The sequence below is a fragment of the Ferrovibrio sp. GW821-FHT12E11 genome (assembly GCF_058806975.1).
The window spans coordinates 828420-853947 of record NZ_JBXAQG010000001.1 but is presented as its reverse complement, the minus strand read 5'-3'; the positions used below and the strand labels follow the sequence as shown (position 1 = coordinate 853947).

The window sequence follows — 25528 nt, the reverse complement described above, 5'->3', positions numbered from 1 at the left end:
CAAGAACCGGAGAAAGCTGCTATCAACCTTGAATCCCATTAGCCGCGGCCCTTGGCAACGGGAGAGGCAATGAGATCAGGCGGTTTGACGCCTAAAGCGATTGCAATATTGAAGATGTTCTCCAGCGACACGTTACGCTGGGCCCGCTCTATCGAGCTAATATAGGTGCGATGAAGTCCAGCCCGTTCGGCCAATTCTTCTTGAGAAAGGCCGGTTGCTTGTCGAAACCGGCGTACGTTCTCTGCGAGAATCGCCTTAGGCTCTATTGATTTCACTCACGAATCCTTAAAACAAGATTGTCGCGAGGCTAGGAATGTGCAAACAATGAGTCTACAGACTTTGAGTTACCTCTCTGATTGATTGGCGGTGTTCCTTGGTCTCAAAATTCAGCTTTCTACCTGACACCATTACGGTTCCCCGTACGGACCCCATCTATAACTGTCACGCCTATCTAACGAAGGTGCCGGTCGGAGCTATTAGGCCCTTCATCGAGACGTTCTCAAAGCCTGGTGATCTCGTTGTCGACTTCTTCGCGGGCTCAGGCATGACCGGTCTTGCCGCTCTCCAGACTGGTCGGCGAGCCGTGCTCAGCGATATCTCCGTGCTTGGCCAGCACATCGCGCGCGGTTATCTCGCTGAGGTCTCCGCGTCAAAGCTCCGTGAAGAGGCCGATGTCGTTATGACGAGGGCACGGAAAGCACTTAGCGGACTCTATCAAGCTCGTCGCGAGTCAGATGGCGAGCTGATCGAGATGATTCGCACTGTCTGGTCATTCACGTATGTATGCCCCGCTTGTTCGAAAGAGCTGATTTACTTCGAGCACGTCACTCCAGCAGGCGGTCCTCCGACCGAATGCCCTTCGTGCGGCGGACCCTTCGCGCGCCGGAGCTGGACGCGAGGCAAAGATGTTCCGGTCGAGGTCGTTGTCGATGGCCTGCAGGGGCGACAGGTGACGCAAAAGGTCTCGGCCCATGACCTTAAGATGGTTGCCGAAGCGCTCGCCGACCCGCGGCAAGCGAGGGTGCCTTCGCTCACGATCGGTACTGATCGTGAGATGTACAGCCGCTCTGGCCTTGGCAAGGCGGACATGACTGAAACGGCGAAGTTCTTCTCGCCACGTAACGCGTTAGCACTGCTCGAACTCTGGGGCGCTATTCAGGCGGTCGAAGATGCCGCCATGCGTCGGAAGCTCAGCTTCACTTTTACGGCAATTCTGCCGCGCGCCTCACGCCGCTATCAATGGAGCGCGCAGCGACCGCTCAACGCGCAGAATCAAACCTATTACATTGCTCCCATTTACTATGAATGGAATGTATTTGAACTCTTCGAACGGAAGGTTGAGGCGGCGGTACGCGCTGACGATGCGCTGCGTGGTGCCCAAGAGGGTGAGCTCTTTGAGCGTCGGAGTGGCTGCGATGTATCATATGAACTCGCCTCGGCTAACAGTTTAAGTCACCTCCGCGATGCGTCAGTTGATTACGTGTTCACTGACCCACCGTTCGGCAGCAATATCTACTATAGCGATATGAGTCTCTTCCACGAAGCGTGGCTTGGCACTATCACCGACAATACATCCGAGGCCGTCATGCATACGACCGGCGGGCGGAAGAAGGACTCTGCCAACCGCTATGAAAACTTGCTCCGTGGGGCTTTCGCTGAAGGATTTCGCATCCTAAAGCCTGGCGGACATATGTCCGTCGTTTTTGGGAATAGTAGCGGCCGAATTTGGGGCCTTGTTCAACGAGCCATCCGCGATGCAGGCTTTAGAGGTGCTCCGGCTCACGTCGCTATCCTTGACAAGGGGCAGCGCTCGGTAAAGGGCTTGAATTCAGGCTCTGAGAGCGTGGTTACAGTCGACCTCATTGTTACCATCGCGAAGCCTGCTGAGGGCGAGGTCATCGAGGAGGCAAGGGCTCTGTCCACCGGCGATACGGCAGCTCTCATTCACGACGCTGTCGCCGAACTTAGCATCGACGACGCCAAGAACCCAAGTCACGTATACGCACGCATGCTGAGTCGCGCGATCAACCGCCACTTGATGCTTGATGACCTTCATCTGGGCGATGTTCTCGTTGCCCTGCGCCAAGCAGGCTACAGTATCGATAGGAAGTCCGGACTCCTTCAGCGGGACAAACAGACTGAGGCCGCGTGAGCGCGGGTGGACTTGGCTCGATGCTGCGGTTTATCTGCCCCGGAAAAATCCGACGATGATGTCGGACGGGAAAATCCGGGTCAGCGGCACCAGTACCGCCGTGCCGACGACCATCACGATGCGGCCGACCACACCGAGGCCGGGATCGGCGGCGACGCGTTCGCGCAGGCCGCTATAGCTCACCGACACCAGCCGCTCGATGTCGCCGCGGCGCGCAAAGCCATGGCGCTCGGCCAGCAGGGTCAGGCTCTGCGGCGTCACGTAATGAAGATGCGGCGTGTAGAACATGGTCTGCCACAGGCGATGGAACGGCCCGCGCATCCCTAAGCCATGCATCAGCGTGGCGATGCGATAGAACAGCCCCTGCGCATTCGGGATATTCACCACCAGCAGGCCGTCCGCGTGCAGATGCGCGCGGCAGGCGTCCAGCATCGCGCCGACATCGGGGATATGTTCCAGCACGTCGTTAAAGATGATGACATGGAATTTTTCGTCCGGCTGCAGGACATCGGGGAAGAAGCCATGCCGCACCTCGGCGCCGTGGCGCCTTGCGGCCTCCGCCATTTCCAGTTTCGGTTCGATGCCCAGCGCGGCATAGCCATGCTCGGTGGCGGTCTTGAGGAAAAAGCCGCTGGCGCAGCCGATATCCAGAATCCGGCTGTCTTTGCCTCTGGGTATTCCCAGCGCCTCGATCCGCGCCAGGATGCGGCGGAAGTTGGCCAGCCGCACCGGTTCCAGGAAGCCGATCGGGTCATCGCTCTCGGAGTGCGGCAGGCCTTTGCCTGGCGCGAAATCGGTCTGCAGGTTGGCAACCCAGTGGCCGCAGTTGCTGCAGTGCCAGGTCCAGTCGCTGACCTTCGGCTGCATCCGTGTCTTGCAGGCAGGGCAGTCTGGTGCGGCAGGGCGGGAGGTCATACGAAATCCGGATCGGGGGCGGGGATGTTGGTCCGCCGCGAGGTGAGGCTATACTGGCGTGAGCCGCCGAGACCTTATCCTGATTCGCCCACCATTCGATAAGAGCTATCCGCATGCGCCTGATCATCGCGATCTTCCTGCCCTTCCTGCTGTTCTTCACCATCGGCCGGCCGATTGCCGGCATCATCTGCCTGATCCTGCAGATCACCCTGATCGGCTGGATCCCGGCGGCGCTCTGGGCGGTCTACGCGCTCAGCCAGTACAGCACCGCCAAACAGATCGAGCGGGCGACGGGACGGTCCACCCTGTAACCAGAGCCAGAAAGGCTGGGTCACCAATCCCGGCTTTTCTTATGGTCCAAATGTTGCTATAATGTTCTAGCCTGAGGCGAGCGATCTGGGGTTCTGGACAGGCAGAAGGCGAGTTAAGCTCAAATAAGCCGGAATAAGCCTCGTATAAGCGCAAATAAGCACCGGATAACGGTCAGATAAGCCGGGATAAGCCCGCCTAAGGATGGAATAAGCCGGCTTTACGCCGGTCTAACAGCGTATCGGCGCCCGGAATGTAGGGTCGCAATTGTGGACTTGCCCCTTGCCGGTCAGGGGTTTAGCTCTGGCGACAGACCAAACCGCACGCCGTTCAGGAGACTTTCCGATGTCCGCACCCCACGCAGCCGCCGTCTCTGCCCTGGGCTGGCGCACGCCGCTTCTGGTCATTATCGCCGGCTGCACCATCGCGCTGCTGAATTTCGGCGTGCGCTCCGGCTTCGGACTATTCCTCGAGCCGATCAGCATCGCCAACGGCTGGGGCCGCGAGGTCTTCGCCTTCGGCATCGCCATCCAGACCGTGCTCTGGGGCTTCGGCCAGCCCTTTGCCGGCGCCATTGCCGACCGCTACGGCTCGGCCCGCGTGCTCGCCGTCGGCGCGCTTCTCTATGCCGCCGGTGTCGCGCTCACCGCTTACGCCGCCACGCCGCTGATGCTCAACCTCACGCTGGGCGTGCTGCTCGGCATGGGCCTTGCCGGCACGTCCTTCACCGTGGCGCTCGCCGCCATCGCGCGCATGGTCTCGCCCGAGCGGCGCTCCTGGGCGCTCGGCCTGGGCACCGCCGCGGGCTCGATGGGGCAGTTTTTGATGGTGCCGCTCAGCCAGGGCTTCATCGCCGCCTGGGGCTGGCAGTTCGCATTGCTGCTGCTCAGCATCTTCGCGCTCGCCATCATCCCGCTGTCCAGCGCGCTGGCCGGCAAGGCGCCGGAAGGCACCGGGCCCAAGCAGTCGATGGGCGAGGCGCTGAAAGAGGCCGGCAACCAGAAAAGCTACTGGCTGCTGATCTCCGGCTTCTTCGTCTGCGGCTTCCACGTCTCCTTCATCCAGACGCATCTGCCGGCCTATATCGTCGATCGCGGTCTCGATCCGCAGACCGGCGCCTGGGCGCTGGCGCTGGTCGGCCTCGCCAATGTGGTCGGCTCGTATACAGCCGGCGTGCTGGGCGGCAAGCGCAGCAAGAAATACCTGCTCAGCTTCATCTACGCCGCGCGCGCCGTGGTGATCGCGGTCTTTGTGATGATGCCGATGACGCAGGTCAGCGTGCTGATCTTCGCCTTCTGCATGGGCCTGCTCTGGCTCTCCACCGTGCCGCTCACCTCAGGCCTGGTGGCGCAGATTTTCGGCCCGCGCTACATGGCCACACTGTTCGGCATCGTCTTCTTCAGCCACCAGGTCGGCGGCTTCCTTGGCGTCTGGCTCGGCGGCCGGCTGTTCGATCTCACCGGCTCCTATGACATCGTGTGGTGGATTTCGCTCGGCCTCGGCGTGTTCGCGGCCATCGTGCACTGGCCGATTGACGAACGCCCGCTGGTCCGCGTGGCGCCAGCCGCCGCCTGATGCCATGACGGGTGGCCGCCCTGTGCTGTCCTGGGGCCTGCACTGGCTGGCACTCGGCTTTGTCGGCGCCGTGCTGCTGGTCTGGGCGGCGATCTTCGGGCTGACGCTCCGTCGGGCCGAACTGCCGCCGGACTCTGCCGGGCGCGTCGTCGCCGTCTATCCGTTCGGCTGGTCGGGCGAGCGCAGCATCGCCGCCGCCTTCGGCACCGAGGCCCGGCTGGTGCGCGAGACCTGGCTGCCCAATGTCGTCGAACTGGTCTCCGACGATCCCGGCTTCGCGGCGCGGCTCCGGGCCCAGGGGGCCATCGGTGTCTACCGCGCCCAGCCCTTCGATATCTTCACCCTGGCCGGGTGTACCGGGATGGCGCCGCCGCGCCCGACTGTCGGACCGCAGGCCGCGCGCCGTTTCGGCTGACTCTTTGGTCGAGGCCCGCCTCGGCTTGCTGCCGCAGCGGCAGTGGTTTACCGTCGTAACCATGACGGGAGCAGGCAAGGCCGGCACAGAACCGGCGCTGACAATTATCATCGCCGACGACCATCCGCTGGTGCGCGAGGCGCTGGGCCAGGCCCTGCGCCAGGCGATGACCGGCGTCGAGGTCATCGGCGCCGCCGATCTCGATGGCGCGCGGGCCGCGCTGGCCGGCCGCGACAGCGTCGACCTGCTGATCCTCGATCTCGACATGCCGGGCATGGACGGCTTCGCCGGCCTGGCCGCCGTGCGCGCCAGCCATCCGGCCATTCCGGTCGCCATCGTGTCGTCCACCCGCGAACCCGCCATCATGCGCCGCGCCATCGAATTCGGCGCCGCCGCCTTCGTGCCCAAGTCTGCCGCGCTCGAAACCATCGCCAGTGCCCTGCAGTCGGTGCTCGACGGCGAGGTCTGGCTGCCGCCCGAAGTGGAAGGCGGCGAGGCCGCCAGCATGCCCGACGATTTCGCCCGCCGCGTCGCCGAACTGACGCCACAGCAGCTGCGCGTGCTCACCCTGCTCAGCAAGGGCAAGCTCAACAAGCAGATCGCCCATGAACTCTCTGTGGGCGAGGCGACCGTGAAGGCGCATGTCACCGCGATCCTCAAGAAGCTCGGCGTGCGCAGCCGCACCCAGGCCGTGATCGCGGCCAGGCACTTCTCGCTCTAGATTTCCAGAAAGCTCAGTCGCCGGTTTCCGCCAGCGTGCCGGCCGGCCGGTGGCGCTGGCTGATCAGGGCGCGCAGGGCGGCCGGCTTCACCGGCTTGTGCAGCACGTCGACGCCCATGTCATCGGCGCGATGGCGCGTCTCCTGGCTGCGGTCGGCGGTGATTAGGATGGCGGGCAGGCGCTGGCCCCAGTCGCGGCGCAGCTGCGCGATCGCATCCAGGCCATCGGGGCTGTCTTCATCGAGATGCAGATCGGCCAGGATGATATCGGGGCTGCGGCCGGCTGCGGCCACGGCCTGGCGCGCCGCGGCGATGGTGCCGACAGCGGCGATCTGGCAGGACCAGCCCTCCAGCAGCGTGGTCATTGCCTCGCGGACGCCGGCCTCGTTCTCGATGCAGAGCACGAAGCTGCCGCGCAGCGAACCGGCGGGGATCGGCGGTAGCGCGGCGGGCAGGGTCTGTTCCGCCGGCTCGACGGCGGCGCGCGGTACGGTGATGCCGAAGATCGAGCCGCGGCCGCGTTCGGAATGCAGGCCGATGGGATTGTCCAGCATGCGGGCGATACGTTCGACAATGGCGAGGCCCAGACCCAGGCCGCGCTCGGCGGCATCGCCGCCATGATCCAGCCGCGCGAATTCCTGGAAGATCACATGCCGCTTGTCGGCCGGAATGCCGAGGCCGTTGTCGCAGACCTCGATACGGATCTGGCGGCCCTGGCGGCGGCAGCCGATCAGCACGCGGCGGTTGGCGCGCTCCGGGCTGGCATAGCGGATGGCATTGGCGACGAAATTCTGCAGCACGCGGCGCAGCAATGCGGGATCGGTGCTGATCGTGGCGCTGGTCGGCACGACTTTCAGCGTCACGCCACGCCGCGCCGCCAGGGGCGCGAAGAAGCTGGTGATCGAGTCGAACAGCGGGTTCAGCGCCACCGGGCGGATTTCCGGCTGCACGGCGCCGGCATCCAGTTTGGAGATGTCGAGTAATGTATCGAGCAGCGCTTCGACGGCGCTCAGGCCATGATCGATCTTGCCGACCAGCGGATTGTCCGGCTCGCGCTCGGCCAGGGCAGCGGTGAACAGCCGCGAGGCATGCAGCGGCTGCAGCAGGTCATGGCTGGCGGCGGCAAGGAAGCGGGTCTTGCCCAGATTGGCGGCCTCGGCCTGGGAACGCGAGGCTTCCAGCTCCTGTACGGCCAGTTGCAACTCGGCGGTACGCTCGGCGACCCGGCGTTCCAGGCCTTCATAGGCGGCGCGCAGCGCGGCATCGGCGCGGCGGCGCTCGGTGATGTCCTGGTACAGCAGGAAGAAGCCGAGCACGTTGCCGCGCTCGTCGATATGCGGAATGTAGGTACCCTGGGCGATTTCGATCTTGGCATCGTTGGTGGGGAATTCGGTCTCGAAGCTCTGGCGCTGACCCTTGAAGGCCGCCTCGATATGCGGCTTCAGGCGCTCGTAACGTTCGGACGACAGCATCTCACGCACCGTGCGGCCGTCGATATGCTGCTGCGGCAGATTGAGGGCGCGGCGGAACGGCATGTTGGTGAACCGGTAGCGCTCCTCGCGATCCACATAGGCGATCAGCACCGGCACGTTGTCGGTGTAGATGCGGATGGCGCGTTCGGAATCGCGCAAAGCTTCTGCTGCACGCACGCGTTCGCTGACATCGGTGCAGGTGGCGACGAAGCCGCCATCGGGCATCGGATCGACGCGGATTTCGATCACCTTGCCATCGGGCCGGCGACGTTCGAGGATGCGGGATCCGCTGGCGCCGGAGGCCAGCATGGCGGCGAGGTCCGATGCGCCATCACCCACCAGCGTGGGCAGCGGCACTCCATTCTCGGCCAGATTGGCGGGCAGGCCCAGCAGATCGAAGAAGCGGTCGTTCCAGGCGGCCAGTTTCTGCGCGCGGTCGAACACGCCGATGCCCTGGCTGATATGGTCGAGCGTGGTACGCAGCAGGTCAAGGTTATGGCGGATCGCCTCCGATGCCTCGCCCAGCATGGCGCGGGCGGCGCGCGGACTGAGCAGGTTCTTGCCGCGTGCCGAGGCCATCACGATGCGGGCCGAGGCGGCACCGATGGCGCCGCCCAGCAAATGTTCGGTGAAGGCCATGGCTTCGGCCGGATTCATGCGGCGGCCGGCGAAGGCGCGTTCGGCACGTTCGGCGCCGATGAAGCGCGAGGCCAGGGCTCGCAGTTCGTCGATCCGTGGATCCTGACCATCTTCCGCCATGGCGGGCGCGGGGAGGCCTTCGCCGCCGGACACAAAGATATCGGCCTGTTCCTGGTCGTGACGGTTGGGCCGCGACAGCAACGAAATGCCGACCAGCAGCAGGGTGTTGGCGATGACGCCGACGACGAAGCCCTGCAGGATGAAATCGAAGCCGTTGAACGGTGCCGGCAGCAGGGCCGTGAGCGGCGCCACCACCGGGCGGCCGGTCGCCGCGCCCTCGATGGAAGGCAGCAGCAGGGCATAGATCCAGACAGCGAAGCCGGCGAGCAGGCCGCCGATGACGCCGTAGCGATGGGCGCGCCGCCAGTACAGGCCCAGCAGCAGCGGCGGCGCGAAATTGCCCACCGCGCAGAAGGAGATCATGCCGATGGAGGCGAGCGGCAGATAGCCGGCGATCCAGGTGTGGTAGATGTAGGCCGCGATCAGGATCAGGATCACGGCGGTGCGGCGCACGTTCAGCACGATCTGGCCGACCTCGCGCGAACCGCCGGCGCGCGAGCGCAGCAGGAAAGGCGTGACCAGTTCGTTCGAGACCATGATCGACAGCGCCATGCAGGCGACAATCACCATCGAGGTTGCCGCCGACAGGCCGCCGATGAAGACGAAAACCGACAGCGCCAGCTGGTCGGCCATCATCGGCAGGGTCAGCACGAAGAAGTCGGGGTTGGTGCCGGTCTGTGTCAGCAGCAGGCCGGCGGCGGCAATCGGCACCACGAACAGGTTGATGATGACGAGGTACAGCGGGAAGAGCCAGCGCGCCGCTTTCAGTTGGTTCGGGTGCCCGTTTTCCACCACGGCGACATGGAACTGGCGCGGCAGGCAGAGGAAAGCGAAGCCCGACAGGATGGTCATCACGATCCAGTTGCTGCCCAGGCCGCTGCCCAAGCGGTCGGCCAGACCGGGGGCGTCTTTTACGCGCGCGAGCAGGTCGCTGCCGCCATCGAACAGGCCGTAGATGACGAACAGGCCGACGGCGAGGAAGGCGGCGAGCTTGACCAGGGATTCGAAGGCAATCGCCAGCATCATGCCGCGATGCTGTTCGGTCGCCTGCACGTGGCGCACGCCGAAGAGAATCGTGAAGAGTCCCATGATGCCGGCGACGAACATGGCGGTATCGCGCCAGGGCGGCGGCAGGCTGGCATTGAGCAGCTGCGCCATGTCGCTGCCGACCAGCACTTCGAAGGTGACGCTGACCGCCTGCATCTGCAGCGAGATATAGGGCAGCACGCCGATCACCGCGATCAGCGTGACCAGCACGGCGACGGCGCGGCTCTTGCCGTAGCGCGAGCCGATGAAGTCGGCGATCGAGGTGACGTTCTGCTTCTTGGCGATGCCGATCATCTTGGACATCGCCGGATAGGCCAACGTGATGGCCAGGATCGGGCCGACATAGATCAGGATGAAATCGGGGCCGGACAGGGCGGCGCGACCGACCGAGCCGTAGAAGGTCCAGGAGGTGCAGTAGATCGCCAGGGACAGGGCGTAAATGGTGGCTCCGCTGCGGCCGGCATACCAGCGCGGGCCGAGTCTGTCGCCAAGATGGGCAATGGCGAACAGCAGCCCCAGATAGCCCAGCGACAGCAGCAGGATGGCACTGCCTTGCAGCATGAAACGTTTTCTCCCCGTTCCGGCCAGTTAAGCCCGCGCCGGGCTGACTGTCCACCCGATTGAATATCCCGCCCAGGGGTTGTCATCGCCCCAAATCCCACGGTCTGCTTGCCCCATGAGAGTCCTGATCCGCCTGCTGTTATTCCTGCTGCTGGCCCTGGCCGTGTTCTGGGGTGGCGGCCTGCTGCTCTATCGGTTCGTCGACCCGCCGGTCACGCCGCTGATGCTGATCCGCAGCGCCGAGCGCGGGGCATGGGTCCGCTACCGCCCGGTGCCGCTGTCGGCCGTGGCGCCGGCGCTGGCCCGGGCGGTGATCGGTGCCGAGGACAGCCGCTTCTGCCTGCATAACGGCATCGATCTGGGCGCCGTGCAGGATGCCCTGGAGGATTACGAGGAGACCGGCCGGCTGCGCGGTGCCAGCACCATCCCGATGCAGGTGGCCCGCAACCTGTTCCTCTGGCCCGGTGGCGGCTTTGTCCGCAAGGCTCTGGAGGCGCCATTGGCTCTGGCGCTGGACGCATTCTGGCCGAAGCGGCGGATCATCGAGGTTTACCTCAATATTGCCGAAATGGGACCGGGGCTGTTCGGGGTCGGAGTCGCGGCGGAGGCCCATTTCGGCCAGACTCCGGCCCGGCTGAGCGACCAGCAGGCGGCCCGGCTGGCCGCCATCCTGCCCAGTCCGAACCGCTGGAATGCCGCATCGCCCGGTGCCTATGTCCAGCGCCGGACCGGCATCCTGCAGGCGCGCATGGCACAGCTTGGCCCGGCCCAGCTGGCCTGCATCAATTGACGCAGGCCCGATCTGGGGCCTGTACCGGCCAGCGCCCTGTGGGATAATCAGCCATGGTTTTCCCTCTGGCTGCCCTGACCGCTGCCGAAGCCCCCGCCAGGACGCGGGCGGGTCGGCTTGCGCTGCAGTCGGTGCTGGCCATGGCGCTGGTCATGCTGACGGCTCTGGTCGCCTATCTGCTGCATCAGGCCATCAGCTTCTCGGCATCGATCCTGTTTGTGCCGGCCATCCTGGCAGCCGCCATTTTCGGCGGCATTGTTCCGTCCCTGGTCGCGGCTCTGGCCGCCCTGATCGCCAGCTCCTACCTGTTCTATGAACCCTTCACCATTCCCGTCACCGACCCGCAGGAATATGCCGACCTCGCTGTGTTTGCCGGCGTCGCCGTGGTTTCAAGCCAACTGGCTGATTTCGCCCGCCGTGCCGCCAGCGCCTCGCGTGAGCGGGAGGCAACCATCAAATACCTGCTCGCCTTCAATCGCCGCATCGGCGCCGTCGTCGACCCGACCGAGACGCCGCGTGTTCTGGCGGAGGAACTGAGCACCGGCATCGGCAGTGCGCTGTCACTCTATGCCGAACAGCAGGGTGGACTGGTGCGGATCGCCGAAGCAGGCGCCTTTGGCGATACCAGCCCGGATGCCGGGGTGCAGGAAATCTGGCGACGGGTTCATTCCGGCGCCGAGGATGACGATCTGCATTACACCCTGCGCAGCGGCGGCGTGCCGCTGGGTCTGGTGCGGCTGGCCGCGGCGCCGACAACCAATCTGGATCCCCTGACGATTGCGGCGATGATGGAGCAGGCCGGTTCGGCGCTGGCGCGCATGCGGCTGGCCCTGTCGGTGGAAGAAACCCGGGTGCTGGCGAAAGCGGAAGACCTGCGCGAAGCCGTTCTGGGCTCGATCAGCCACGATCTGCACACGCCGCTGGCTTCCATCCTCGGCTCGGTGACGACACTGGAGAAATTCGGCCCGCTCTGCGACGACGCCACCCGCGCCGAACTGCAATCCACCATTCGCGAGGAGGCCGAACGCCTGGAGCGTTATATTCGCCGCATGCTCGACCTCACCCGTATCCGGGCCGGTCGGCTGACCCCGCATGTAGAGGCGGTGGATGTTGCCGACATCGCCAATGCGGCGCTCCGCCAGGCGCAGAAAGCCCTGGTGCGGCACAGCGTCGAGTCCAGCGGCCTGCTGGAATTGCCGATGGTCGAGACCGATCCTGTCCTGATCGAGCAGGCGCTGGTGAATATCCTCGAGAATGCGGCGAAATATTCCCGACCCGGCTCGCCGATCCATGTGCGCGGCGCCCTGCAGGGTGACCGGGTGGTGCTGAGCGTGCAGGATGCCGGCATCGGCCTGCAGCATCACGAGATCGAGCGCGTTTTCGCGCCGTTCTATCGCACCGATGCCGCATCGGGCCATGTTGCCGGCAACGGACTGGGGCTGATGGTCAGCCGCGCTTTCGTGGAAGCGGCGGGCTGCGAAATCTGGGCGGAAAGCCGGGGCGCCGATGAAGGCGCCATCTTCCATATTGGCATGCCGCCTGCAAAAACTCTGACGCTTGCCGATGAAGGGGAAGCCGCATGACGGATCCGCGCAGAATTCTTATTGTCGATGACGAAACCCAGATCCGGCGTTTTTTGCGCACGGCGCTGGCGCTGCATGATTTCGATGTGATCGAGGCCGCCAGCGGCGCCGAGGCGCTGGAACTGCTGGCCAAGACGGATGTCAGCCTGGTGGTGCTGGACATGCAACTGGGCGACCAGGACGGTCTGGACGTGCTGCGTCGCCTGCGCGAATGGAGCTGGCTGCCGGTCATTGTGCTGACCGTGCGCAACCGGGAGATGGACAAGGTGCGCGCCTTCGAATGCGGTGCCGACGACTACCTGACCAAGCCGTTCAGCATCGCCGAATTCCTCGCTCGCCTGAATGCCGTGTTGCGCCGTGCCCCGGCCACGGCCGACGAGCCGGTTCTGGAGGTCGGCGGCCTGGCCGTCGATCTGGCGCGTCGCCGCGTGGTGGTAGAGGGCGCCGAGGTCAAGCTGACGCCGAAGCAGTATGGCCTGCTGCAGCATCTGGCCCGCCATCCCGGCAAGGTGGTCACGCATGAGCAGCTGCTGCGCGAGGTCTGGGGCGACGAGCATGCCGAGGATGTGCACTATCTTCGCATTTTCATGCGCAAGCTGCGCCAGCGTATCGAGCGCGATCCGGCCCATCCAACCTACATCCAGACCGAGCTGGGTGTCGGTTACCGGCTGCTGGCCCCCGATCAACTGGAGACGGCGGTTTCCTGACCCGGATTAAAACGTATTGAACAGCCTGGCAGCGGCCGGCCGGGGCTTGCGCGGACCGGGGTGAGGGCGATTTAGTACGGATAATCGTCCCACAGGAAACGCGCAAAAAAACCATGTCCGAGAATCTGTACAGCCTGATTCGTGCCCGGGTGACCGACCCGGCCAAGACCTTCATGGAAACCGGCGAGGGCCGGATCTTCAGCTATGCCGATACCTTTGCGCTGGCCGCAAGGATCGCCAACACGCTGACCGCGCTGGGTCTGCAGCCGGGCGACCGCGTGGCCGTGCAGGTCGACAAGTCGGCCGAAGCGCTGATCCTGTATCTGGGCGTGGTGGCGGCCGGTGGCGTCTATCTGCCGCTCAATGTCGGCTACACGCTGACCGAGCTGGAATACTTCATCGGCGATGCCGAGCCGCGCATCGTCGTCTGTCGTCCGTCCGCCGAAAAGGAACTGGCACCGCTGGCCTCGAGGCTCGGGGTCGCCCATTGCCTGACCCTGGGCGGCAAGGGCGACGGCAGCCTGATGGACAAGGCCAATGCCGCGTCGGCCGACTTCACGCCGGTGCCGCGCAAGGCCGACGACCTGGCGGCCATCCTCTACACCTCGGGCACCACCGGCCGTTCGAAAGGCGCGATGCTCAGCCATCGCAACCTGTTCTCCAATGCCGCGACGCTGGTGGACTACTGGCGCTTCACGGCGAAGGATGTGCTGCTGCATGCTCTGCCGATCTTCCATACGCACGGACTTTTTGTCGCCAGCAATGTGATCCTGCTGTCCGGCGCCTCGATGATCTTCCTGTCGAAGTTCGATGGTGACGAGGTGATCCGCCAGCTGCCGCGCGCCACCAGCATGATGGGGGTGCCGACCTTCTATGTGCGCCTGCTGCAGAGCCCGGCGCTGACGAAAGATCTGGTTCGGCATATCCGCCTGTTCGTCTCGGGCTCGGCGCCGCTGTTGGCCGATACGCATCGCGAATGGGAGGCCCGCACCGGCCACCGCATCCTCGAGCGCTACGGCATGACCGAGACCAACATGAACACCTCCAACCCCTACGATGGCGAACGCATCGCCGGCACGGTGGGTTTCCCGCTGCCCGGCGTGGAGGCGCGCATCGCCGATCCGGAAACTGGCAAGCTGCTCGGCCGCGACGAGATCGGCATGATCGAGGTGAAGGGTCCGAATGTGTTCCAGGGCTACTGGCGCATGCCGGAAAAGACCGCGGCCGAGTTCAAGGCCGACGGCTTCTTCATCACCGGCGATCTTGGCAAGATCGACGCGCGCGGTTATGTGCATATCGTCGGCCGCGGCAAGGACCTGATCATTTCCGGCGGCTACAATGTTTATCCGAAGGAAGTCGAAACCGAACTGGATGCCATGCCGGGCGTGATCGAATCGGCCGTGATCGGCTTGCAGCATCCCGATTTCGGCGAAGGCGTCACAGCGGTGATCGTGGCAGAAAAAGGCCACAAGCTGGACGAAGCCGGCGTGCTGAAGGCACTGGATGGCCGGCTGGCCAAGTTCAAGCTGCCCAAGCGCGTGTTTTTCGTCGACGACCTGCCGCGCAACACCATGGGCAAGGTGCAGAAGAACCTGCTGCGCGACCAGTATAAGGGTCTCTACGGTGCCTAAACTGGTATGCGTTCTGCGTTGATTTAGGGCGCAAACCGGACGAAAATCAGTTCCGGTGGCGGTTGGCCGCCGGAAAGCGGGCCTGTCGCCGTGCAGTTTCGGAAATTGCTTGACGGTATAACGATCCGGGCGCAGGTCGCGCTGGCGACGGCAACGCTTGCCCTGCTGCTTGTGCTGGGCGCGACGATCAGTGCGGCCTGGCTTGGTCGCGGCCTGGTTTCCACCATGGTGCGCAGCGAACTCACCGAACTGGCGGTGGTGCTGGCCGGACGGCTCGATCTCGGCATGGCCGAGCGGTATCGCGAGATCGGCACCATCGCCGATCTCGATGTTCTGCGAAATGTCTGGGAGAACGATCCCGCTGCCCTGCAGAACATCCTTGACCGCCTGCAGCAGAGTTTTCCCGATTATGCCTGGATCGGCTTCGCCCGCACGGATGGCACCGTGGTGGCGGCCACCAAGGATATGCTGGTCGGGCAATCCGTGGCCCAGCGCCCCTGGTTCACCAGTGGTCTCGTCAAGCCTTTCGTCGGCGATGTGCATGAAGCGTTGCTGCTGGCGAAGCTGCTGGGCCCGCGCACCGATGCCGAACCCTTCCGCTTTGTCGATGTCGCCTATCCGGTGCGCAACGCCACCGGTGACGTCATCGGCGTGCTGGGCGCGCATTTAAGCTGGGACTGGGCAACGGATGTGCGCCGCTCGCTGCTGACGGCGGAAAGTCAATTTGCCGCGGCCGATGTCAGCATCCTGGATGAAAAAGGCAAGGTTCTGCTTGGCCGGCAGCTCAATACAATGACGCTGACCCCCGAGCAGCTTGCCATGATCCGCACCACGCCATCGGGCTCGGGGCTGGCCTATGGTTCGGATGCCGATCAATGGCTGACCGGCTACGCTGTTGGTCGTGGGTATCGCGATTATCCCGGCCTTGGCTGGCTGGTGGTGGCGCGACTGCCGACCGATGTGGCCAATGCTCCTGTTCGCAGCCTGGTGAGCTCGATCCTTGTTACGGGCATCGTCCTGAGCATTATCGGCCTGTTCTTCGCCTGGTGGATGGCTGGCCGTCTGACCCGGCCGATTCATGAAATCACCCGGGAGGCCGACAGGATCGGCCGCGATGCAGGCGTCCATACCCTGCCGCGCGTCGGCGGGGCGCTTGAAGTGGTGCATCTGTCGCAGGCGCTACGTTCGCTGCTGCGCCGCGTGGGGCAGGCCGAGCAGCAGCGTGCAGCGGCCGAACGCGATGCCGAAAGCCATGCGGCCGAGACGCGCGAGCTGTCGCTCGATATCGAGCGCCTGCGCCTGCTGGCCGAGACCGACCCGCTGACCGGCCTGCTGAATCGCCGCGCCTTCCTGTCGGCTGCCGAGCGCCAGGTGGCCTTCGTCCGCCGTTACGGGCGCAACCTCGCCATCGTCGTGGCCGACATCGACCATTTCAAGAAAGTCAACGATACGCATGGCCATGCTGCCGGCGATACCGCCATCCGCGATGTGGCTTCCCGGTTGCAGGCCGCGGCGCGCGATACCGATCTGGTCGCACGCTTTGGCGGCGAGGAATTCGTCGTCCTGCTGATGGAAAGCGATGCGGCGGCGGCTATGGCGTATGCCGAGCGCGTGCGCGGCATGATTCAGAATAATCCTGTGCCACTTGATGGCATGCGTAATATCCCTGTGACCATCAGTCTGGGGTGCACCATGCTGATCGACGGGGATCGTGATGTGCAGGATGCCATTGACCGTGCCGATACTGCGCTCTATGCAGCCAAGCTTGCCGGTCGCAACCGTATCCGCCTGTCGATGCCGGGGCCGATAGCGGCGACGGGCGATTGAGCATGGCTCGTCTGATCCCGGTCCTGACCCTTGGCCTGCTGGCGATGGTCTCTGCCGCCGTAGCACAACCAGTCCCCCGCAGTTTCGATTCCATCGCACCCGAAGCCGCCACCGGCCGCACGGAAAAGCCGGCGGTGCGTGCCAGCCAGTATATGACGGCCGCTGCCAATCCTCATGCTGCCGAAGCGGGTGCGGCTATCCTGGCCAGGGGCGGCTCGGCGGTCGACGCCGCGATTGCCACGGCGCTGGTGCTCAATCTGGTCGAGCCGCAATCGGCGGGCATCGGCGGCGGCGGTTTCATGGTGATCTGGGATGCTGCGCAGAAAAAACTGCGCAGCTTCGATGGCCGCGAGACGGCGCCGGCAGGAGTCGACCGGCGGCTGTTTTACGATGCGGCCGGCGATCGCAAACGCTTTATGGATGCCGTGGTTGGCGGCGCCTCGGTAGGCGTGCCGGGCATGCTGCGGCTGTTTGAGCAGGTGCACGGCGAATACGGAAAGCTGCCCTGGGCCGATCTGTTCCAGCCGGCCATCGCGCTGGCGGAAGCCGGTTTTCCGGTTTCGCCAAGGCTCTACGAGCTGCTGCGGCAGAATACCAGTTTCCAGAACTCTCCCCAGGCGCGCGACCTGTTCTATCGGCCGGACGGCAATCCGAAGCCGGTCGGCAGCCTGCTGGTCAACCCGCCGCTGGCCGAGACCTTTCGACGCATCGCTCGCGAGGGCGCGCAGGCTTTTTATACCGGCGAAATCGCCGCCGATATTGTGGCGGCCGTACGGACGGCTCCGGGCAATCCCGGCGGCATGACACTGGAGGATCTGTCCGGCTACCGCGCCAAGGAGCGCGACCCGGTCTGCGCGCCCTATCGGGTCTACCGGGTCTGCACCATGCCGCCGCCATCCTCCAGTGTGAACATGCTGCAGGCGCTGGGCATCCTTGGGCATTTCGACCTGTCGCAGCTGGCGCCGCTGTCACCCGACGCCGTGCATCTGGTGGCGCAGGCCGAACGGCTCGCCTATGCCGACCGCGACCTCTATGTGGGCGACCCGGATTTCGTGCAGATGCCACTCAGCGGGATGACCGAGCGCGGCTACATTGCCGGCCGTGCCCGGCTGCTGGATCCGCAGCGGGGCAGTGTCGATCCTGCCGCAGCGGGCAATCCGCCGACACGCCATGGCCTGCTGTTCGGTCGTGACAATGCCATCGAACTGCCGTCCACAACCCATGTCTCTACAGTGGATGCCCAGCGCAATGCTGTGGCGATGACGGTGACGATCGAGAATGTCTTCGGTTCACGCCAGATGGTGCGTGGTTTCATCCTCAACAATCAGCTGACCGATTTCTCCGCTGATGCGGAAGAGAATGGCCGCCCGGTCGCCAACCGCATCGAGCCGGGCAAGCGACCGCGCAGTTCGATGGCGCCAACCATCGTGTTCAATGCTGATGGTTCGCTGCGACTGGTGGTCGGCTCGCCGGGTGGCAGCCGCATCCTCGGCTATGTCGCGCAAACCGTGATCGGTGTGCTGGACTGGAATCTGGATATCCAGCAGGCGATCAGCCTGCCGCATTACCTGGACCGTAATGTCGGCCTGGAACTGGAAAAGGATACGGCGGCAGCCGGCCTTGCCGATGCCATGCGCCAACGGGGCCACAAGGTGACGCTGGGCGAGTTGAACAGTGGCCTGCAGGGAATCGAAGTGCGGCCCGATGGCCTGATCGGTGGCGCCGACCCGCGCCGCGAAGGAATCGCAGTCGGTCGTTAGATCAGATCATCGTCCGGTAGGCGCGCGGCGCCACGCCGAAGCGGTCGCGGAAGCTGCGGCTGAAATGCGTGGACGAATTGAAGCCCCAGGCAAAGGCAATGTCGGTGATCGAGCGATGCCGCAGCGCGCCGTTGGACAGGTCCTGGCGCACGCGTTCCAGCCGGCTGTTCCAGATATAGCTGTTCAGGGTTTCGTCTTCGCGGGCAAAGAGCTTGTGCAGGTTGCGCTTGCTGCAGCCCACGGCCTCGGCGATGCGTTCGATCGACAGCATCGGGTCCTGCAGGTTGGCGGCGACAAAGGCTTTCACCCGGTCGCGGGTGGTTTCCTGCAGCGCTTCTTCAGTGGGCCGGCCTTGCCGGTCCAGCATGGTGAGCCGCACGAGGTTCGACATCGTGTCGGCGAATTCCCAGCCGTTATTCGGTCCGGTGAGGGTGGGCAGTTCGGCAAAGGCCGAGGACAGCAGGTCGAAGACCAGGCGGCTGACGCCGCTGCGGCCGGAAAAGCGCTGAACCGACATCTCATCAAGATTGACGCCCACGCGGGTCAGGCGGTCCCGTGGCAGCAGCAGGGCCAGCTGGTTGATCGGTTCGGGGTTCGACACGATATAGGTCTTGGTCGTGTCATACATGCTCCACTCGCCGGGCGTCAGCACCAGCTTGCGGCCATTCTGCTCAAAGCGGCCGGCGCCTTCGATCTGGGCGACAATCTTTACGTAGCCGCGGTCATCATGGCGGATCAGGTTCGGCGTACGGACCACGCGATGGCGGCCGGCGACGATGCGGCACAGCTTCATGCCGCCGATATCGCCGAGTTCCAGTCGCCCGTCGAACGTCTGATCGCCAAAAGTATCGGATTGCAGGTGGCCGATATGCCGCCCGACGAAATCGCCCCACAGCGCCAGCCTGTCGGCCGGCGCGACCTGCGATGTGGAAACCACCGCGATGGCGCTCACTGTCCTCCCCTTCGTTGGACTTCCAACTTTCTGCCAGTTTAACCCTGAAGGCCGTGCGGCGTTAAGACGGAAAGCACGCGGATCGCAATAATCGCATGATCCGTTGATTCACTTGAGCGATCGGCGGTTTGCTGCATCGCAGCACGGAGCGTGGAGCGCCAGAAGCGGTTCACTCTGGGATAAAATCAGGTTCCTTCTCAGGCAAGATATGCGCCGGGGCCGCGCGTAGTCTCGCGGCACGGTCGGCATGCTGGTGTTCAGCATGGCGGCACGACAGGTGACCGGGTGTCTGCCGCTGGCGACGCCGGACATCGCTAGGGAGGAATAAATGACCAAAAACAAAATCCGCCTGCTGGCGGCGACGATGGCTGTTGGCCTGCTCGGCGCGGTTTTCCAGCCGGCGCTTGCGCAGGACAAGATCAAGATCGGTTATGCGATTTCCAAGACCGGCCCGAATGCCGGCGGTGCGAATATCACGCAGATTCCGAACTATCAGCTCTGGGTCAAGGAACTGAATGACAAGGGCGGCCTGATGGTCGGCGGCAAGCGCGTGCCGGTGGAAGTGATCGAATACGACGATCGCTCCAATTCCGAAGAAGCCGTGCGCGCAGTCGAACGCCTGATCACCCAGGACAAGGTGGATCTGCTGTTGCCGCCCTGGGGTACCGGCCTGAACCTGGCGGTCGGCCCAGTCTTCAACAAATACGGCTATCCGCAGTTGACCTTCAGCGCCGTCACCGATCGCGCCGTCGAACTGGCCAAGCGCTGGCCGAACAGCTTCTGGTTCCTCGGCACCAGCGTGCAGTATATCGACGCCCTGGTCGAACTGCTGGCCAAGCAGCAGAAGGACGGCAAGATCAACAGCAACATCGCCATGCTGAGCGTGGCCGATGGTTTCGGCATCGACCTGTCGAAGGCGGCTCGTGACGGCTTCACCAAGGCCGGCTTCAAACTGGTGGTCGACAAGAGCTATCCGGTCGGCACCCAGGACATGTCGCCGCTGATCAGCGAAGCCCAGCGCTCGGGCGCCGATACCTTCATCGCCTTCAGCTATCCGCCGGATACGGTGGCGCTGAATGACCAGGCCAAGGTCGCCAGCTATGCGCCGAAGGTGATGTTCACCGGCGTGGGTACGGCTTTCCCGCTGTTCCCACAGCGCTTTGGCGCCAATGCCGAAGGCATCATGACGCTGGGTGGCTGGGATCCGAAGAACCAGGGCACCATGGAGTATCGCAAGAAGCATGTCGCCATGCATAACCGCGATCCGGACTACTGGGGCAGCCAGCTCGGCTATGTGTCGCTGCAGATGCTGGAGCAGGCAGTCGAACGCGTCGGCAAGATCGACCGTGAGGCGATCATCAAGGAACTGCAGACCGGCACCTTCGACACCGTGCTGGGCAAGTTCAAGCTGGTCGACAACATGCCGCCGAAGGGGACTTTTGCCTATATCGGCCAGTGGCAGAACGGCGTCTTCACCGGCGTGGCGCCGGCGGGCCCGGGCACCAGCCCGATGGTCATGCCGAAAGCACCCTGGAAGTGATCTGAGCGGGCGCGGCGGTTCATGCCGCCGCGCCTGATTTTCTGCGTTTAAAGGTTACAGTCCATGTTTGTTGAGGCCCTGCTGACGGGTATTACGCTCGGCGGCATGTATGCGCTGGTGGCCATGGGGCTGACGCTCCAGTACGGCGTCGCGCGCATCATGAATCTGTCTTACGGCGAAATCCTGGTCGCCGCATCCTTTGCCGTCTTCTGGCTGTTCACGGCGGCCGGCCTCAATCCTCTACTCGGCCTGTTCATCATTGTGCCGCTGGCGCTGGGCGTCAGTTGGCTGATCTACCGTATCCTGCTGGTGCCGCTGGTGCGTCGGGCCAAGACCCGCGATGCGCTGGAGGTCGACAGTATCCTCGCCACCTTCGGCCTGCTGTTCGTGGTGCAGGGCGTCATGCTCGTACTCTTCGGCGGTGCCTATTACAGCTATTCCTTCCTGGCCATTCCAGTGAATGTCTTCGGCGTCACCATTGCCGCCAACCGTCTGCTGGCACTCGGCTTTGCTGCCGTGATCGGCCTCGCGCTCTATCTGGCGATGACCCGCACCCGGGCCGGTACGGCCCTGCGGGCCGTGGCGGTCGATCCGGTGGCCGCCCAGCTGGTTGCCATCGATGTCCGCATGGCTGCTGCCATCGCCTTTGCTGTGGGCGGTGCCCTGGTGGCGGCTGGTGGTGTGCTGGTTTCGATGTTCCTGACCTTCAATGCCAATATCGGCGTGGTCTTCACCATGAAGGCGCTGATCATCGTCATCATGGGCGGAGTAGGGAATATGCTGGGCGCATTGGTCGCCGGCCTGATCCTTGGTCTCACTGAAACTTTCGTTGCCACCTGGATCGATCCGGGACTGACGCTCGCCGCCACCTACGCGATCTTCCTGCTCGTCCTGCTGGTGCGCCCGCAGGGCCTGTTTGGCCGGAGCACCCGGTGATGCAGTCGCTGTCCGTCCGCATCATCGGGGCGATTGCCGTCATCGCTCTGCTGGCCTGCGTGCCGCTGGTGGCCGATGGCTACCGGCTGTCCCTGGCCATCAGCATTCTGAACTATACGGTGCTGGCCACCGCCTGGGCGCTGTTCTCGGGACCCACACGCTATGTCTCGCTGGCCACGGTCGCCTTCTTCGGCATCGGGGCCTATACCGTGGCGGTTCTGGGCGAAGTTCTGGCCTGGCCGCTGGTGCTGCTGATCGCCCTGGCCATTGGTGTCTTGCTGGCCCTGGCCGTTGGTTTCGCCACGCTGCGGCTGTCCGGTGTCTATTTTGTCATCTTCACCTTCGGCCTGGCCGAACTGGTGCGCCAACTGGTGACCTGGTTCGAGGTCAACAAGACCCGCACGCTCGGCCGCTATGTCTTTGTCGACATCACCACCAACCAGATCTACTGGCAGCTTCTGGTCCTGGCGGTGCTGGTTTTCCTGGCCGGGATCCTGATCCGGCGGTCGCGGCTGGGGCTGGCCCTGCGTGTGATCGGCGACGACGAAATGGTTGCCCGTCATGTCGGCATCAACACCACGATGGCGAAAGTCTCGCTCTTCGTGCTCAGCGCCGCGTTCATGACGCTGGCGGGGGCGGTGATGGCGCCGCGCTGGACCTATATCGATCCGGCTATCGCCTTCAATCCGGTGACGTCTTTCCAAGTGCTGATCATGGCGCTGCTGGGTGGTGTGCACCGGCTGTATGGCCCGCTGCTGGGCGTCATTCCGCTCAGTCTGCTGTTCGAATTCCTGCTGGCCAACTTCCCGAATCATTTCAGCATCCTGATCGGCCTGGCCTTCATGCTGATCGTCTATGCGATCCCGAACGGCATTGCCGGCCTGCTGGAGCAGGGGCGAGCCGGCATCCGCGGTTTCGGCAGGGGGAAGCGGCCATGACGCATCCCATTCCGCTGCTGGCCGTGCAGGGTCTGACCAGGCGCTTCGGCGGCCTGGTTGCCGTCGACAATGTCGATCTCACCGTCGGGCCGGGCGAGATTGTCGGCCTGCTGGGGCCGAATGGCTCTGGCAAGACCACCGTGCTGAATCTGATTTCCGGTGCCCTCAAGCCTGATGACGGCAGTGTTACGCTGCACGGCCATGCCATTCAGGGCTTGGCGCCATACAAGATTGCCCGACGAGGCGTGGCGCGCACCTTCCAGCTGGTCCGCGTGCTGGGCTCGATGACCTGCCGCGAGAATGTGCTGGCCGGGCTGGCCTTCGGCACGCGCAGCGCCTGGGGCACCGAGGCCGCGCGGAGCGCTGACAGCCTGCTGGAACGCGTGGGCCTGAACGGTCGTGGCGACACCATGGTTTCGGAACTGACCTATATCGACCAGAAGCGGCTGGAGCTGGCGCGCGCTCTGGCCTTACAGCCCAAACTGCTGTTGCTCGACGAGTGGCTCGCCGGCCTCAACCCCACGGAACTGCTGCAGGGCATAGAACTGGTTCGCGCGTTGCGTGGCGACGGTATCGCCATCCTGATGGTCGAACATGTCATGGATGCGATCCGCTCGCTCTGCGACCGTTGCGTGGTCATGAATACCGGCCGCAAGATCGCCGAAGGGACGGCGGCCGGCGTGCTGGCCGAGCCCGAAGTCATCCGTGCCTATCTGGGGGACAGCGATGCTTGAGGTCGCCGATCTGTCCGTCTCCTATGGCAAGCATCGTGCCGTCGACAATGTCGCGCTCAGCGTCGCGACCTCCGAGATCGTCGTTATCCTGGGCGCCAATGGCAGTGGCAAGACCTCGCTGCTGAAGGCGATCGCCGCGCTCCAGCCCGCTGCGCCGGGCGCCCGCGTCATGCTATCGGGTCGCGACCTGACCAGATTACCGGCCCATGACATCGTCGAGGCCGGCCTGGCGCTGGTGCCCGAAGGCCGGGGCATTTTCGGCGATCTGACCGTGCGCGAGAATCTCATGCTGGGTGCCTATGCCCGGCGCGCCCGGGCGGGTGAGGCGGCCAATCTGGAGCGCGTGCTGATGCTGTTTCCGCGTCTGGCCGAGCGTATGACGCAGGCGGCGCGGACCATGAGCGGCGGCGAACAGCAGATGGTGGCGATTGGCCGGGCCCTGATGTCGGCGCCCGATATTCTGTTGCTGGACGAGCCTTCGCTCGGTCTTTCTCCGCTGATGTGCGGCGAGTTGTTCAGCGCGCTGACCCGCATCCAGCAGGCCGGAATCGGTGTGCTGCTGGTCGAGCAGAATGCCAAACGCAGTTTGGCCATCGCTGATCGCGGTTACCTGATCGAGAATGGCCGCATTGTCGGCCAGGGCAGTGCGACGGCACTGCAGAACGATCCCGCAGTGCAGAACGCCTATCTGGGGGCTGCGCGGGCGGTTCCCTGATTTTACGCTTTTACGAAACGGAGATTGCAGCATGTTCCAGATCGATCTGCTGATTGACGGCAAGACAGTTCCAGCCGCCAAGGGGCGCACCTTCGAACGGCATAATCCTCTGAACGGCAGTGTGGCCAGCCGGGCCGCCGCCGCCGATGTTGCGGATGCGATTGCGGCTGCCGATGCCGCAGCAAAAGCCTTTCCGGCCTGGTCCGCGCTGGGGCCGAATGCGCGGCGCAGCCTGCTGCTGAAGGCCGCCGATGCGCTGGTGGCGCGGACGCCCGACTTCATCGCCTGCATGGCGGCCGAAATCGGCGCCACCGGGGGCTGGGCCGGGTTCAACGTGCATCTGGCGGCCGGCATGCTGCGCGAGGCCGCCGCCATGACCACCCAGATCGGCGGCGAAGTCATTCCGTCTGACAAGCCGGGCTGCATCGCGATGGCGACGCGACAGGCGGCCGGTGTTGTGCTCGGCATCGCGCCGTGGAATGCACCGGTGATCCTCGGTACGCGCGCCCTGGCCATGCCACTGGCCTGCGGCAATACCGTCGTGCTGAAAGCGTCGGAAATTTGCCCGGGCACGCATCGCCTGATCGCCGAATGCCTGGTCGATGCCGGATTCCCGGCCGGCGTGATCAATGTGGTGACCAATGCGCCGGCCGATGCTGGCGCGATTGTCGAGGCGCTGATCGCTCATCCGGCGGTGCGTCGCGTCAATTTCACCGGTTCGACCAAGGTGGGCCGTATCATCGCCCAGACGGCGGCGCGCTACCTCAAACCGGTGCTGCTGGAGTTGGGCGGCAAGGCGCCGATGCTGGTGCTCGACGATGCCGATCTCGACGAGGCGGTGAAGGCAGCCGCCTTCGGGGCCTTTATGAACCAGGGCCAGATCTGCATGTCGACCGAACGCCTGGTGGTCGATGAGAAGATTGCCGATGATTTCGTGGCCAAGTTCGCTGCCAAAGCCGCCACCCTGGTCGCCGGCGACCCGCATAAAGGCAATACGCCGCTCGGCGCCGTGGTCAGTGTCGAGGCGGTGAAGCGCGTACAGGACCTGATCGCCGATGCCACCGCGAAAGGCGCCCGTATGGTGGCCGGTGGCCGCGCCGAAGGCGCGATCATGGATGCTGCCGTGCTGGATCACGTGACGCCCGACATGAGCATCTATCACGAGGAATCCTTCGGCCCGGTGGTCTGTGTGGTGCGCACCAAGGGGGATGACGCCGCTATCCAGGTTGCCAACGACACCGAATACGGCCTTGCTGCGGCTGTCTTCAGTCGTGATGTTGCCCGAGCGATGGGCGTGGCCAAGCGCATTCAAAGCGGTATCTGCCATGTCAACGGCCCCACCGTGCATGACGAGGCGCAAATGCCGTTCGGCGGCATGAAGGCCTCCGGCTATGGCCGCTTTGGTGGCAAGGCCGGGGTGGAGGAATTTACCGATCTGCGCTGGATCACCATCGAGACCCAGCCCGGCCATTATCCGATCTGAGGCCGGC

At 64.4% G+C, this 25528-nt stretch carries 21 protein-coding genes; 17 read left to right on the top strand and 4 right to left on the bottom strand.

What is annotated here, in order from left to right; translation table 11 throughout:
• Positions 1-38: 38 nt before the first annotated feature.
• A complete protein-coding gene (locus AC1ROT_RS04245; RefSeq protein ID WP_492997361.1) occupies positions 39-275 on the bottom strand; it encodes a helix-turn-helix domain-containing protein in 237 nt (78 codons plus the stop codon).
• A gap of 98 nt (positions 276-373) precedes the next feature.
• Between AC1ROT_RS04245 and AC1ROT_RS04240 the strand changes: the two genes are divergently transcribed.
• Positions 374-2152: a DNA methyltransferase gene (locus tag AC1ROT_RS04240; RefSeq protein ID WP_492997359.1), complete on the top strand. Its 1779-nt coding sequence runs from the start codon at positions 374-376 to the stop codon at positions 2150-2152.
• 30 nt (positions 2153-2182) lie between these two features.
• On the opposite strand, the gene AC1ROT_RS04235 is transcribed toward AC1ROT_RS04240, so the two are convergent.
• Positions 2183-3019: a class I SAM-dependent methyltransferase gene (locus tag AC1ROT_RS04235; protein WP_492997357.1), complete on the bottom strand. Its 837-nt coding sequence runs from the start codon at positions 3017-3019 to the stop codon at positions 2183-2185.
• A gap of 161 nt (positions 3020-3180) precedes the next feature.
• Here AC1ROT_RS04235 and AC1ROT_RS04230 point away from each other — a divergent pair, with 161 nt between their 5' ends.
• The 4 genes from AC1ROT_RS04230 (at position 3181) to AC1ROT_RS04215 (ending at position 6087) form a co-directional block, all read left to right on the top strand.
• Positions 3181-3378: a YqaE/Pmp3 family membrane protein gene (locus AC1ROT_RS04230; RefSeq protein ID WP_492997355.1), complete on the top strand. Its 198-nt coding sequence runs from the start codon at positions 3181-3183 to the stop codon at positions 3376-3378.
• Positions 3379-3721: 343 nt separating this feature from the next.
• The gene (locus AC1ROT_RS04225; RefSeq protein WP_492997353.1) at positions 3722-4951 is read left to right on the top strand and encodes an MFS transporter; all 1230 of its coding nucleotides are present in this window, start codon (positions 3722-3724) and stop codon (positions 4949-4951) included.
• A 4-nt stretch (positions 4952-4955) separates the two neighbouring features.
• Entirely contained in the window at positions 4956-5366 is a 411-nt protein-coding gene (locus AC1ROT_RS04220) for a hypothetical protein (protein WP_492997351.1), read from the top strand.
• Positions 5367-5427: 61 nt separating this feature from the next.
• Positions 5428-6087: a response regulator gene (locus AC1ROT_RS04215; RefSeq protein WP_492997350.1), complete on the top strand. Its 660-nt coding sequence runs from the start codon at positions 5428-5430 to the stop codon at positions 6085-6087.
• 13 nt (positions 6088-6100) lie between these two features.
• On the opposite strand, the gene AC1ROT_RS04210 is transcribed toward AC1ROT_RS04215, so the two are convergent.
• Positions 6101-9925, bottom strand: coding sequence for a hybrid sensor histidine kinase/response regulator (locus AC1ROT_RS04210; protein WP_492969885.1), 3825 nt, complete (start codon positions 9923-9925; stop codon positions 6101-6103).
• Between the two features lie 115 nt (positions 9926-10040).
• On the opposite strand from AC1ROT_RS04210, the gene mtgA reads away from it, so the two are divergent.
• The 6 genes from mtgA (at position 10041) to ggt (ending at position 18223) form a co-directional block, all read left to right on the top strand.
• Positions 10041-10715, top strand: a complete 675-nt coding sequence (gene mtgA, locus AC1ROT_RS04205) for a monofunctional biosynthetic peptidoglycan transglycosylase (RefSeq protein WP_492997349.1) — start codon at positions 10041-10043, stop codon at positions 10713-10715.
• Between the two features lie 53 nt (positions 10716-10768).
• Entirely contained in the window at positions 10769-12298 is a 1530-nt protein-coding gene (locus tag AC1ROT_RS04200; RefSeq protein WP_492969887.1) for an ATP-binding protein, read from the top strand.
• The gene (locus AC1ROT_RS04195; protein WP_492969888.1) at positions 12295-13005 is read left to right on the top strand and encodes a response regulator transcription factor; all 711 of its coding nucleotides are present in this window, start codon (positions 12295-12297) and stop codon (positions 13003-13005) included. The genes AC1ROT_RS04200 and AC1ROT_RS04195 overlap by 4 nt, the downstream gene beginning before the upstream one ends.
• 113 nt (positions 13006-13118) lie before the next feature.
• On the top strand, positions 13119-14636 hold the full coding sequence (locus tag AC1ROT_RS04190; protein ID WP_492969889.1) for a malonate--CoA ligase: 1518 nt from the start codon (positions 13119-13121) through the stop codon (positions 14634-14636).
• A 105-nt stretch (positions 14637-14741) separates the two neighbouring features.
• The gene (locus tag AC1ROT_RS04185) at positions 14742-16463 is read left to right on the top strand and encodes a sensor domain-containing diguanylate cyclase (protein ID WP_492997347.1); all 1722 of its coding nucleotides are present in this window, start codon (positions 14742-14744) and stop codon (positions 16461-16463) included.
• 2 nt (positions 16464-16465) lie between these two features.
• Positions 16466-18223: a gamma-glutamyltransferase gene (ggt, locus tag AC1ROT_RS04180; protein ID WP_492997345.1), complete on the top strand. Its 1758-nt coding sequence runs from the start codon at positions 16466-16468 to the stop codon at positions 18221-18223.
• 1 nt (position 18224) lies between these two features.
• Here ggt and AC1ROT_RS04175 read toward each other — a convergent pair whose 3' ends face one another.
• On the bottom strand, positions 18225-19175 hold the full coding sequence (locus tag AC1ROT_RS04175) for an AraC-like ligand-binding domain-containing protein (RefSeq protein WP_492969892.1): 951 nt from the start codon (positions 19173-19175) through the stop codon (positions 18225-18227).
• A gap of 328 nt (positions 19176-19503) precedes the next feature.
• Between AC1ROT_RS04175 and AC1ROT_RS04170 the strand changes: the two genes are divergently transcribed.
• From AC1ROT_RS04170 to AC1ROT_RS04145, 6 genes are all read left to right on the top strand, one after another.
• On the top strand, positions 19504-20715 hold the full coding sequence (locus AC1ROT_RS04170; protein WP_492969893.1) for an amino acid ABC transporter substrate-binding protein: 1212 nt from the start codon (positions 19504-19506) through the stop codon (positions 20713-20715).
• Between the two features lie 63 nt (positions 20716-20778).
• The gene (locus tag AC1ROT_RS04165) at positions 20779-21651 is read left to right on the top strand and encodes a branched-chain amino acid ABC transporter permease (RefSeq protein WP_492997343.1); all 873 of its coding nucleotides are present in this window, start codon (positions 20779-20781) and stop codon (positions 21649-21651) included.
• Positions 21651-22589 (top strand): branched-chain amino acid ABC transporter permease, encoded by a 939-nt coding sequence (locus AC1ROT_RS04160; protein WP_492997341.1) that lies wholly within the window; start codon positions 21651-21653, stop codon positions 22587-22589. The genes AC1ROT_RS04165 and AC1ROT_RS04160 overlap by 1 nt, the downstream gene beginning before the upstream one ends.
• The gene (locus AC1ROT_RS04155; protein WP_492997340.1) at positions 22586-23323 is read left to right on the top strand and encodes an ABC transporter ATP-binding protein; all 738 of its coding nucleotides are present in this window, start codon (positions 22586-22588) and stop codon (positions 23321-23323) included. The genes AC1ROT_RS04160 and AC1ROT_RS04155 overlap by 4 nt, the downstream gene beginning before the upstream one ends.
• The gene (locus AC1ROT_RS04150; protein ID WP_492997339.1) at positions 23316-24038 is read left to right on the top strand and encodes an ABC transporter ATP-binding protein; all 723 of its coding nucleotides are present in this window, start codon (positions 23316-23318) and stop codon (positions 24036-24038) included. Before AC1ROT_RS04155 ends, AC1ROT_RS04150 begins: the two co-directional genes overlap by 8 nt.
• Before the next feature lie 31 nt (positions 24039-24069).
• On the top strand, positions 24070-25521 hold the full coding sequence (locus tag AC1ROT_RS04145; RefSeq protein WP_492997338.1) for an aldehyde dehydrogenase: 1452 nt from the start codon (positions 24070-24072) through the stop codon (positions 25519-25521).
• Positions 25522-25528: the final 7 nt, after the last annotated feature.

Excerpts from the sequence above, each read along its gene's own strand:
- AC1ROT_RS04235 (WP_492997357.1), bottom strand. The coding sequence starts at position 3,019 with ATGCAGCCGAAGGTCAGCGACTGGACCTGGCACTGCAGCAACTGCGGC.
- AC1ROT_RS04230 (WP_492997355.1), top strand. The coding sequence starts at position 3,181 with ATGCGCCTGATCATCGCGATCTTCCTGCCCTTCCTGCTGTTCTTCACC.
- AC1ROT_RS04225 (WP_492997353.1), top strand. The coding sequence starts at position 3,722 with ATGTCCGCACCCCACGCAGCCGCCGTCTCTGCCCTGGGCTGGCGCACG.
- AC1ROT_RS04220 (WP_492997351.1), top strand. The coding sequence starts at position 4,956 with ATGACGGGTGGCCGCCCTGTGCTGTCCTGGGGCCTGCACTGGCTGGCA.
- AC1ROT_RS04215 (WP_492997350.1), top strand. The coding sequence starts at position 5,428 with ATGACGGGAGCAGGCAAGGCCGGCACAGAACCGGCGCTGACAATTATC.
- AC1ROT_RS04210 (WP_492969885.1), bottom strand. The coding sequence starts at position 9,925 with ATGCTGCAAGGCAGTGCCATCCTGCTGCTGTCGCTGGGCTATCTGGGG.
- mtgA (WP_492997349.1), top strand. The coding sequence starts at position 10,041 with ATGAGAGTCCTGATCCGCCTGCTGTTATTCCTGCTGCTGGCCCTGGCC.
- AC1ROT_RS04200 (WP_492969887.1), top strand. The coding sequence starts at position 10,769 with ATGGTTTTCCCTCTGGCTGCCCTGACCGCTGCCGAAGCCCCCGCCAGG.
- AC1ROT_RS04195 (WP_492969888.1), top strand. The coding sequence starts at position 12,295 with ATGACGGATCCGCGCAGAATTCTTATTGTCGATGACGAAACCCAGATC.
- AC1ROT_RS04190 (WP_492969889.1), top strand. The coding sequence starts at position 13,119 with ATGTCCGAGAATCTGTACAGCCTGATTCGTGCCCGGGTGACCGACCCG.
- ggt (WP_492997345.1), top strand. The coding sequence starts at position 16,466 with ATGGCTCGTCTGATCCCGGTCCTGACCCTTGGCCTGCTGGCGATGGTC.
- AC1ROT_RS04170 (WP_492969893.1), top strand. The coding sequence starts at position 19,504 with ATGACCAAAAACAAAATCCGCCTGCTGGCGGCGACGATGGCTGTTGGC.
- AC1ROT_RS04165 (WP_492997343.1), top strand. The coding sequence starts at position 20,779 with ATGTTTGTTGAGGCCCTGCTGACGGGTATTACGCTCGGCGGCATGTAT.
- AC1ROT_RS04160 (WP_492997341.1), top strand. The coding sequence starts at position 21,651 with ATGCAGTCGCTGTCCGTCCGCATCATCGGGGCGATTGCCGTCATCGCT.
- AC1ROT_RS04155 (WP_492997340.1), top strand. The coding sequence starts at position 22,586 with ATGACGCATCCCATTCCGCTGCTGGCCGTGCAGGGTCTGACCAGGCGC.
- AC1ROT_RS04150 (WP_492997339.1), top strand. The coding sequence starts at position 23,316 with ATGCTTGAGGTCGCCGATCTGTCCGTCTCCTATGGCAAGCATCGTGCC.
- AC1ROT_RS04145 (WP_492997338.1), top strand. The coding sequence starts at position 24,070 with ATGTTCCAGATCGATCTGCTGATTGACGGCAAGACAGTTCCAGCCGCC.